Source organism: bacterium (assembly GCA_037131655.1).
Classification (GTDB): Bacteria; Armatimonadota; Fimbriimonadia; order Fimbriimonadales; family JBAXQP01; genus JBAXQP01.
On sequence record JBAXQP010000086.1, the window covers coordinates 1 to 9,409 of the forward strand.

The 9,409-nt window shown below is 47.5% G+C and carries 10 protein-coding genes; 2 read left to right on the forward strand and 8 right to left on the reverse strand.

Annotated elements, in window-relative coordinates; genetic code table 11:
* Positions 1 to 104: 104 nt before the first annotated feature.
* Complete coding sequence (gene ndhC / locus WCO51_05625; GenBank protein ID MEI6512740.1) at positions 105 to 596, reverse strand: NADH-quinone oxidoreductase subunit A; 492 nt, start codon at positions 594 to 596, stop codon at positions 105 to 107.
* Between the two features lie 321 nt (positions 597 to 917).
* Between ndhC and WCO51_05630 the strand changes: the two genes are divergently transcribed.
* On the forward strand, positions 918 to 1,631 hold the full coding sequence (locus WCO51_05630; GenBank protein ID MEI6512741.1) for a ThuA domain-containing protein: 714 nt from the start codon (positions 918 to 920) through the stop codon (positions 1,629 to 1,631).
* Positions 1,632 to 1,712: 81 nt separating this feature from the next.
* Here the strand turns inward: WCO51_05630 and WCO51_05635 are convergent, their stop codons facing one another.
* The 3 genes from WCO51_05635 to WCO51_05645 form a co-directional block, all read right to left on the reverse strand.
* Positions 1,713 to 2,402 carry an HD domain-containing phosphohydrolase gene (locus WCO51_05635; GenBank protein ID MEI6512742.1) on the reverse strand — a complete coding sequence of 230 codons (690 nt, stop codon included), beginning with the start codon at positions 2,400 to 2,402 and terminating at the stop codon, positions 1,713 to 1,715.
* Positions 2,399 to 3,688 (reverse strand): HD-GYP domain-containing protein, encoded by a 1,290-nt coding sequence (locus tag WCO51_05640; GenBank protein MEI6512743.1) that lies wholly within the window; start codon positions 3,686 to 3,688, stop codon positions 2,399 to 2,401. The genes WCO51_05635 and WCO51_05640 overlap by 4 nt, the downstream gene beginning before the upstream one ends.
* A 374-nt stretch (positions 3,689 to 4,062) precedes the next feature.
* Entirely contained in the window at positions 4,063 to 4,344 is a 282-nt protein-coding gene (locus WCO51_05645; protein ID MEI6512744.1) for a hypothetical protein, read from the reverse strand.
* Between the two features lie 392 nt (positions 4,345 to 4,736).
* Between WCO51_05645 and WCO51_05650 the strand changes: the two genes are divergently transcribed.
* Positions 4,737 to 5,282, forward strand: a complete 546-nt coding sequence (locus tag WCO51_05650; protein ID MEI6512745.1) for a D-lyxose/D-mannose family sugar isomerase — start codon at positions 4,737 to 4,739, stop codon at positions 5,280 to 5,282.
* Here the strand turns inward: WCO51_05650 and WCO51_05655 are convergent.
* The 4 genes from WCO51_05655 to WCO51_05670 form a co-directional block, all read right to left on the reverse strand.
* A complete protein-coding gene (locus WCO51_05655) occupies positions 5,279 to 5,806 on the reverse strand; it encodes a hypothetical protein (GenBank protein MEI6512746.1) in 528 nt (175 codons plus the stop codon). The two genes, WCO51_05650 and WCO51_05655, sit on opposite strands and share 4 nt — an antisense overlap.
* 16 nt (positions 5,807 to 5,822) lie before the next feature.
* Positions 5,823 to 6,818 carry a DUF362 domain-containing protein gene (locus WCO51_05660; GenBank protein ID MEI6512747.1) on the reverse strand — a complete coding sequence of 332 codons (996 nt, stop codon included), beginning with the start codon at positions 6,816 to 6,818 and terminating at the stop codon, positions 5,823 to 5,825.
* Positions 6,785 to 7,939, reverse strand: coding sequence for a glycerate kinase (locus WCO51_05665; protein MEI6512748.1), 1,155 nt, complete (start codon positions 7,937 to 7,939; stop codon positions 6,785 to 6,787). The genes WCO51_05660 and WCO51_05665 overlap by 34 nt, the downstream gene beginning before the upstream one ends.
* Positions 7,929 to 9,409, reverse strand: a 1,481-nt coding sequence (locus tag WCO51_05670) for a 4Fe-4S binding protein (protein MEI6512749.1), incomplete at its 5' end; no start/stop codon positions are given. The genes WCO51_05665 and WCO51_05670, both read right to left, overlap by 11 nt.

Sequence of the window (9,409 nt, forward strand, 5' to 3'; positions counted from 1 at the left end):
TATCGCCTGCCTGCTGAAGAACATGGAGAATGGCATCAGGGTATTTCTCGCGAATTTTCACTAGCTCTAATCGCATATCATCCTTCATCGGAGCTGCCATATTGTTACCCCTCTCCTTCAGACTTAGATGCACTGCCCGTCAAAGCATTCGGCTCATTCACTTCTGCTGGGCCGGTCATATCTTCCCATGTAAAAGCTCGTTTTCGAATTAAATAGACATAACCAAGCGCCAATAACGCCAAAAACACAGCTACTTCACAAAAAGTAAAAACCTTGAAATTTTGCCACAAACGCATATCCGTCTGCCCTGTAGCAGGATTAATGAACAGGTTCTTATTATTGAAAACAGCGTACCAGGGGTAGAGAAAAATCGATTCGATATCGAAGATGATAAACAGCATTGCGATGAGATAAAACTTAACGGGGAACCGTTCTCGCGCATTACCCTCGGGCGTCATGCCGCATTCATAGGGCGCGAGTTTATAAGGAGTTGGGCGTCTCGGTCCCAATAGCCAGGAACCGACAACCATGACTGCAGCTATAGCTACTCCAATGCCCAGCAGAATAACTATCGCTAAATAACTAGTATCAGTCATGCCCTCCATCCTTATCAGGAATTTTGCTTTGTAGCAGTTTATCACAAGGTGACAGTAAGAAGCAACTTTAGTCCGAGTAATTGACTGCTCGAAACAACCTCTTCAATAACTCATACGCAGTATAATAGCAAACCCCCTCATCTTTTAATTCTACATTTGTTATTTGTCATATATCTAAGCAGGAGGTGGGATGAATCTCATAATATTAAACCTGTTTGTAATATTAAAGACTTCTTTTCAAATTGCCCATTAGCTTATAACGGTTGACCCTTTGTTTATAAAAGGCTATAATAATACTTACTGAAAAGTAAGGAGCTATGTATGCCACCTAACATTGTATTTATCGTCGGAGAACCTGAATATAATTCACACATCTCGATGCCGCCAGTAGCTGAAGAACTGCAGAAGAAATTCGGTTACGAGACAAAGGTCATCACGTCAAGCATTATCCCTGATGAGCCGGACTTCTTACTGAGTGAGTTTCCCGGACTAGAGGCGCTCGCTGACGCAGATCTCGCAGTATTTTTCACTCGCTTTCGTAATATTTCGGTAGAACAATTTGAGATTATTAAATCTTATCTTGAATCCGGCAGGCCGGTAGTCGGCTTGCGCGCTGCAAACCATGCATTCAAATTCCCCGATGACTCACCCCTTCAAAGCTGGAACGAAGGCTTTGGCAGAAGCATATTCGGTACCCCGTGGCGAATGCACTATGGTCATGAATCAAGCACCGATGTTCGAGTTATCCCCGAAATGGCCAATCATCAGATTTTAGAAGGCGTGGAAAATAGTTTTCACGTACGTTCCCCGCTATACTACGTTATGCCCCTGCCTGGCGCATGTAAAACGCTTTTAGAGGGCACATCCATCGGCCCCAGTGATTTTGAAGAACGAGTGGATAATCCTGTCGCCTGGACGAATGTTTCCAATGAGGCGCGTGTTTTCTACACTTCAATGGGTCACCCTGAAGATTTCGAGAACAATTCCTTCAAAACCCTCCTTTTCAACGGCATCCAATGGGCGCTGGGAAAATAAAAGCTTAAATATAATAACCCCTCTTTCTTCAAGCGAAAGAGGGGTTATTATATTTTGCCTTATCACTTTAAACTAATCAGCTTACGTTAAAAACACAGCCACCGATTGGCGGAGCATATCCCAGTAGTTGGGTTCATGGTGGGTTTCTAGGATAATTGAGAGGGCACGAGTAGTTTCGGGGTTGAACTGTGTTCCACTGCCTTTCCGAACCATTTCCAGGGCCATATCATGTCCATAGGCAGTCTTCCAGAAGGAGTATTGAGTCACGGCGGCGATAACAGCCGCTTCTTTAGGCAAACGAGCGCTCTTGGCTCTGGGAAGTATGCCATCACCGTTCCAGAAATCATGATGATATCTGACAATCGGCGCTAACTCGCGGAGATACACAATGTTTTCGAGCATCGCTGCTCCGGCTTCGGCATGACGAATAAAAGTAAAACGCTCTGCTTCGGTTAATTGTTCGAGATTGTTAATAATGCGATAAGGCACTGCCGCCAGGCCAATGTCTCGCAGATAAGCTGCGAATTCAAGTCGGCGCATCTCCCTTCCCGAAAACCGCATCTGCTGACCAACTCCAAGAGATAGAAGAACCACTTGTTGCGTCGTGCCATAAAGGCCGTTGGAGCGAGCATCGATTGCGCGAGCAAAAGCAGCCAAACCTTGTTTGTAAATCGCCCGCATCTCACGAGGAAGAACCACCCAAGCATGATAGCAAAGCGCTATCACCACCGGAAGTCCCACTATCAACACAACCAACGTCAGGGCGTTCATACGTTCATCCCCTCAACGACTTCAGTAAAGGCGGCTACCACCTTCGGATCAAACTGGCTGCCGGCATTATTTCGTAGTTCTTGAATCGCTTCAGGCAAGGTTCTCGGCATGCGATAAGGACGTTTTTCGCCAATCTCACTGTCAACCACCATCGCATCAAAAGCATCAACAACGGCGATAATCTTAGATTGGATGGGAATCTGATCGTCCCTTAAACCATGCGGGTAGCCTTTACCGTCTGGGCGCTCATGATGGGAACCGACCCAATCGGAAAGTGACTCGAAAAGAGTTATTTCGCTCAAAATCTGTGCGCCTGTTTCAGGGTGTTTATGGATGACTTTCCATTCATCTTCATTTAGCTTGCCTGGCTTATCGAGTATTTCCTCACTGACAGCGATTTTCCCAATATCATGAAGCATCGCTGCATCAGACACCAGTTCTGCATCTTCCTCGCTTAATCCCAAACAAGAAGCAGTCTTTGCTCCCCAAACAGATACGCGATAAAGATGGCCGCTAGTGTAGGGATGTGCATGTTGGATCATCAAGCCAAGTGCGCGAACAGTTTCTCGATAGGTATTCATCTGCCTATGCCGCAATCGCAGGTAGTTACGAGCAGCAAGGACAGGGACGAAGACAGCAACCATCGACCAGCCATGCGTCAAGTTATAGGGTGCGATCACAATCAGCGCTATCAAGCCGTGAATCACATATTTAGGGCCAACCATCCGCCATTGGGTACTCAACCAATAAAACATCGAACGCCCTTCGATACGTGATTTCATCCAGGCAACAGCAGAGCTATTGATTGCCATATATAAGCCGACGCTGAGGATGGATGCCCATAACATTCCTGTTGAGAGATAGCTTGCGCGTGAATAAGGAATGAGGGAAATAAGAATTCCTGCGCCAATTGCGCTAATCATTGCCTGGCTGGCATTGAAGCTTATCCACAGCCAACGGTGAATATCTTTACGTCTGCGCAGAGCCATATACCCGGCAAACATCGTAACAAACCCATCGATTAAACCACCAGCAAGAGCGCCATGGACGACGATGGCCGCACAGATGACCGGCATGGTAGCTGTGACGTGAATTCCTGTATTGCCCAATTGGACAGGCAGCAACTCAGCAGCCAACGCGAGAACAAGCAGGCCAATAATAGCCTGCCATTCGCGGACTTCGATCGGCGAATTAAACCAGCCAACTACTAAGAGCGCTAAACATACCGTCAGCGTCAGCAAAAGCGCTGACACCGGCACTCCATCTAATCTATTATTTCGAAGCACCTGTCCACCCCTTAAAACCTCAACGAGGTTTGGTCGAGCGGATATAAGTTTTATTTTCGCTTCAACGCTACTAGGTTCCTAGGCGGTGAAGCATGATACGCCATAATGGCCGAACTTTAATCCCAAAAACTCTCGCCCTCGGTTTCCGTTGATCGGATGCAAATAAAGTTATCTTCCCCCCGAACCCGGTGGAAGGGGATAGAGTATAAATTTGGCGCCGCTCGTTGAAAAGAGTGCGGTCACCATACATAACGCTTGAATCCAGCGTTTCAATACGGCACCTCCCTATTAGGAGCAAATTTCGCCGCTTCGCTCGTTGGCATATACCCAACATTTAGGTTTCCAAGGAAATATGACACGAAAGGAGAAGCTTGCTATCCCGAAATTTCTTCTTCGGAAGTTTCGACGGGCATAAGTACAACAGCAAATGCGGGGAATGCCTGTACTCGCCGATTGACTGCATCCAAGGTAGCAAGAACTGTCGCTTTAAAGGGGTCCTGACGCACAAGCGCCGACCCGATTAGCTGATCTTCTCTCGATTCAATGAGCATATTCACTACTACAATAACATAAGGTTTCCCAGCTACAATTAGCGCTGAGTTCACCTCTTCTATCGCAAACTGCCAAGTCCATCCATTAAAGACGAAGCGAACCATATCCCGTTAATTCATCGACCTGAACAATACTGATCTTCTTATGGTCGATTGTCGCTTCTCTCCCCTCAATTCTAGAGGTGAATTCAGTGTAACACATAGCTGGTATAAATGCAAGAAAATAATACGGTCAGAAGTAGGAATTAGCTTCCAGTTTTTAGTACGAACGTCCCTTGCGCCGATGCTTTCTTAATCTTTCTCTATCTCGATCTCGAAAAGGAATCCGTCTAACCCTGGGTAGGCCTCAGGGCCGTTTAGAAGGGCGGATATGCTTACCAACAGCTTTTAGAGGAGATTGCTTCGGCTCAATCAGCCTCGCAATGACACTAATGTGGTATGCCTATCACCTATCTCCCCCGTGTATACTTATTACCGCGCTAATAAGGGAGGCAGTTATGTTAACTCGAAAAGAATTTGAAACAGCCCAAGTGAGGGCGCTTGAATATATGAAGAAAGCCGGAGTGGCGCTCACTGACGAAGAGACGAAGCGGATTGAGGTGGCGGATTTTGGATTAAGTGAGTTGAACTCTTCAGGGCTTGAGTTAGCTGTTTTGATAAACAATGACCGGTATTGCGTGAAGCAACTCGCGCTCTTTCCGCGACAAACTTGTCCGGAACATGTCCACCCGCCGATTAATGGCGAGATAGGGAAGCAGGAGACTCTTCGATGCGTTTGGGGTGAAATCTTTCTTTGCGTTGAGGGTGAATCAACCCCTAACCCAAAAGCCCAGCCCCCTGCTTCACGCAAGTCCACTTACACTTCCTGGAATGAGATTGTGCTTAAACCAGGACAGCAGCATACCGTTGTTCCGGGCACCCTCCACTGGTTCCAAGGCGGAGACCAGGGTGCAGTTGCCATCGTTTTTTCCAGCACCAGCCGTGATGAATCGGATGTCTTTACCGATCCTGATATCAAGCGCGCAACGATTATCGAAGATTAGTTCTTTTTCATCTTTTGCACAATCACTTTAAGGGCGGTAGAGACTGCTTCAACGCCCTCTTTCCCATCATTAGTTGCCATAAGCGTCACAAACACACGTTCGTTCGACCAATAAGTCATCGTAGCGCCATTTGACGACATAGTGAAACCTTCACCAACCCCCTTGGTCTTAGTCAGCTTTTCATTCTTGAACATCTTTTTCCAATAAGCCACAAACGCCTTCGACGCCTTCTGACTCTTCATAAAATGAGTGGTTAAAGTCAGATAGACATTGTCCTTGTGGTAAATCTTCTGAGCGGCTTCCTGTACTCCGTTATCGATGTAGAGCATATAGCCGCCATCATAAATCTCTGTGAGGCTCTCACCCTTACCAAAACGGAAAGAACCTGCAACTTCTTTCCACCCTTTAAGCTCCTTGGCGCTGGGGAGAAGCTTTGCGCTCGGGCTTGTCATTCCAGCAGGAACTTGTTGACCCACAGAAATGATCGCCATCAATAAACAACCAATGAAAGCTAAAACGCGCATATTCATCTCCTCTACGCTAAATCTTAAAGTTTTCGACAACTCGAATCTTGGATGGGGCATTTGTTCCCAAGCCAAGCTTAGCGGCCGTTTCTAAATAACCAACCGGTCTACCCGCTTCCGCTAAAGTTGGAAGCTTAATCTCTTTGCGCCTGTCCTCGATGATCTGCCATCCGGAGTGATCTAACGCTACCGGATCAGTGCCGACGAGAATACCGTTATAATCCCACAGGAAGCCAGGATTAAGACCAGGGCCGCCATTAGCAAGCGGACGAATTGCGTCGCAGACAATAAGACGCGTCTTGCTGCGTATAACCGGAACAGAATAGAGGTCGGCGAGGAAGGGGTTGCAGTTATTACCATGCTGCGCTCCCGCATTATTTATCGAGCCATAATGATTCTTAAAGCTAAGAGTAACTCCTGCAATGCCATGATCCTTAAGAATAGGCACATTCACAAGGGCGGTAATACGTTCGGTTAGAATTTTGCTCAAGCGGCCTTTAAATGAGCCTTGTTGAGTTTCGGCTGTATCATAATCGGAGTTAGTCCCAAAGTATTTCACCCCTGGTTTATCTCGATTAATCTCATAGCCATTTTTTGCCAAATCACCATCACTACGATCCCAAACGATAATGTTATCCGGCTTCACTCCCGCCAGCTTCAATCCTGCAATAACTGCATTAACTACTTCAGCATGGGTTGATGCTCCGGGGCCGAAAAGGCAGTTAATTTTGATGCCGACTACATCTTTCGGTGTAAAATAAGTACTCCAAGCGGCGGTATCAGTACGGGTATTGCTCATTTTGCGAACGCCCTCAAAAACCATCGCTTGAATAATTTCCGCGTTGAACTTATGTGCCGCATCCTGCGCATTTTTATTGCGGACGTTGATAACCGTTGAAGAGTACTTATTCTCTTTCGCAAAAACCGGAGCCAGCTTTCCACCGACTAATAGCCCTGCTCCTGCTGCGGTAATTCCTTTTAAAAAAGTTCTTCTAGATTGTTTTCCTTCCATTTTGTGCTCCCTTTTAATGCGATAGTTGTTGCTCTTTCTAATGCGACGGACGGCTGGGTCATAGCGTAATCAGCCGTTTCCTGTAGATTCATGAGGCCCCAAGCGCCAGTCAGACCCCATTCTCGCCATTCTTTCTCAGTCAAATCAACTTGTCCACAAATCGCGATAGTTGGGGTTCCGTGAGCTAGTTTCAAAACCCCCGCAATCGTCTTTCCACAAAGTGATTGCTTATCCAGCTTACCCTCGCCGGTGATTATAATATCCGATCCGTCAACAGCGTTCTCAAATCCTGCCGCATTCATCACTACATCAATTCCAGGTTTGATTTTACCTTTGAGAAATGCCAATAGCGCACTCCCCATCCCGCCCGCCGATCCAGCGCCAGGAGTTTCAGCCACGTTCCACCCAAAGGTTTCCTTAAGCACATGAGCGTAATTGCGCATGGCAAGTTCCAATTCATTAAGTACTTCCGGCGTGCCGCCCTTTTGGGGGCCAAACACATAAGTCGCTCCCTCTTGCCCACACAAAGGGCTATCAACATCAGTGGCAATAGTTATTGACATGCCTTTGGTATCGATGAAGTTTGACAAGTCAATTCGTTTAAGGCGAGCCAGTGACGCGGCAGTTTTAAGTTCATTTCCTTTTTCATCAAGAAAACGAGCGCCCAACGCCCGCATTGCTCCCATCCCGCCATCATTAGTTGCAGACCCGCCAATGCCTATTATGAACTTGGTGCAACCTTCCACGATAGCCGCTCGAATTAACTGCCCAGTTCCGCAAGAAGTGGCTATACGCAGATCATTCTCTTCAGGTTTAACGAGGGTGAGACCGGAAGCAGTGGCCATCTCAATCACTGCCGTTCCGTCCGGCAAAATGCCCCACTCAGCCATAATCTCAGTCCCTTGAGGACCATCTACTAACTGCTTAAACCGCTGCCCCCCATTCACCAACAGTGCATCGAGTGTGCCCTCGCCGCCATCCGCTAACGGCATGATAGTTAGCCTCGCATCCGGCCATACCTTCCTCACTCCAGCCGAAATCGCTTCCGCTGCTGCTTTTGCAGAAAGAGTACCTTTGAATGAATCAGGGCAGATGAGGACATTCAAATTCTTACCTTCCATAAGGGTTTGGCGCGGAAGGGGTATCTGCTTGCTCACGTTTGATGCGTTGATCATCACGAGATAGATGCCGCAAATCACCGGATGAAATCACCCGAATAGCAGCTTGCGGTTGGATTGGGCACTTATTCTCGCACATCCCACAACCAACGCACTTTTCGTCATTCACGAACGGTCGCCGACGCCCATCTACAACCTTCCAATGAACTGCACGAAAAGAACAAACCTCGTCGCAAACCAGGCATTCCTTATCTTCTGCCCATACCAAACATTGGCTTCGGTCGATACAGGCGCGACCGATATATAAATGAGACTTTTCCTGAGCCGTAAATGGCTTGATAGCGTCCGTTGGACAAACCTGACCGCAGAGGGTGCAGTTCTGAGAACAATACCCGAGCCGTGGAACCAAAATTGGTGACCAAAAGCCTTCTAACCCCGCTTCAGAAAAAGTAGGTTGAAGACCATTAGTTGGGCATGCTTTCATGCACAATCCACAACGAGTGCAGCGGGTGAGGAACTCTTCCTCAGCCAAGCTGCCGGGCGGGCGAATTAGGTACGGGCTTGAAGACTTTATACCGCTACTACCAACACGCTTTGAACCTGCGTCTCCTCTTGCTAACCCAACTCCAAGCAGTCCGACCCCCATCGCGCCAAGCATTCTTCGCCGAGTAAGGTCGGTTTCAGTGTGAAAACCTTCTTTTTTTGCGCTAATCGGAAACGATGTCAGCCCCGTTCCGCAGGCTTCGACGCAATTAAAGCAATAAACACATTCCGTTGCCTGATAGTCACGCGGATTGGGCATAATCGCGCCCATTTTGCATGAGAATTCGCACTTGCGGCATTCCAAACAGCTTTCTCTATCAGTCTGGCGGCGAACCAAACCAAACTTCGAAAACAAAGCTAAAAGAGCGCCAAGAGGGCATAAATTCCGGCACCAAAAACGCTTGCTTATAAGCCCCAACGCTAGAATGCCGGCAAAGATCACTGCTGCCAACAAGTTCATCTGAAAATAAGGTTGCATTTCAGGAATAAGCGAACTCTGGCTAAACCCCGGCGCAATCTGATAGACCCAACCAAACCCGCCTATCTGTCTCGCCGCCATCATAATCGGTGCAGCTAAAACCCAAATAAACGTGCGCGTAATTAGACTAAGTGGGTCAAAAAGATAGGTCCATTGAACTGAAAACACCGTACTTGCCAAGAGAGCGATTAGAAGATAGTACTTGAAGTTGCGAAAACGGCTCTGTCCCTCCTCCTTACGCCGACGAACGAGGAACCTATCCGATAAGTCAATCACTGTCCCCATCGGGCACAGCCATCCACAGAAAAACCGGCCTAAGAAAATCGTCAAAAGCAGGATAATCCCCGCTGGTATGACCATCTCAAGATGAATATTTCGCGAAGCGATGCTAGAGGATAATGCGACCAGAGGGTCAAGTAACATTATGCCGTCCACAGGGACTGGCGAAGTCA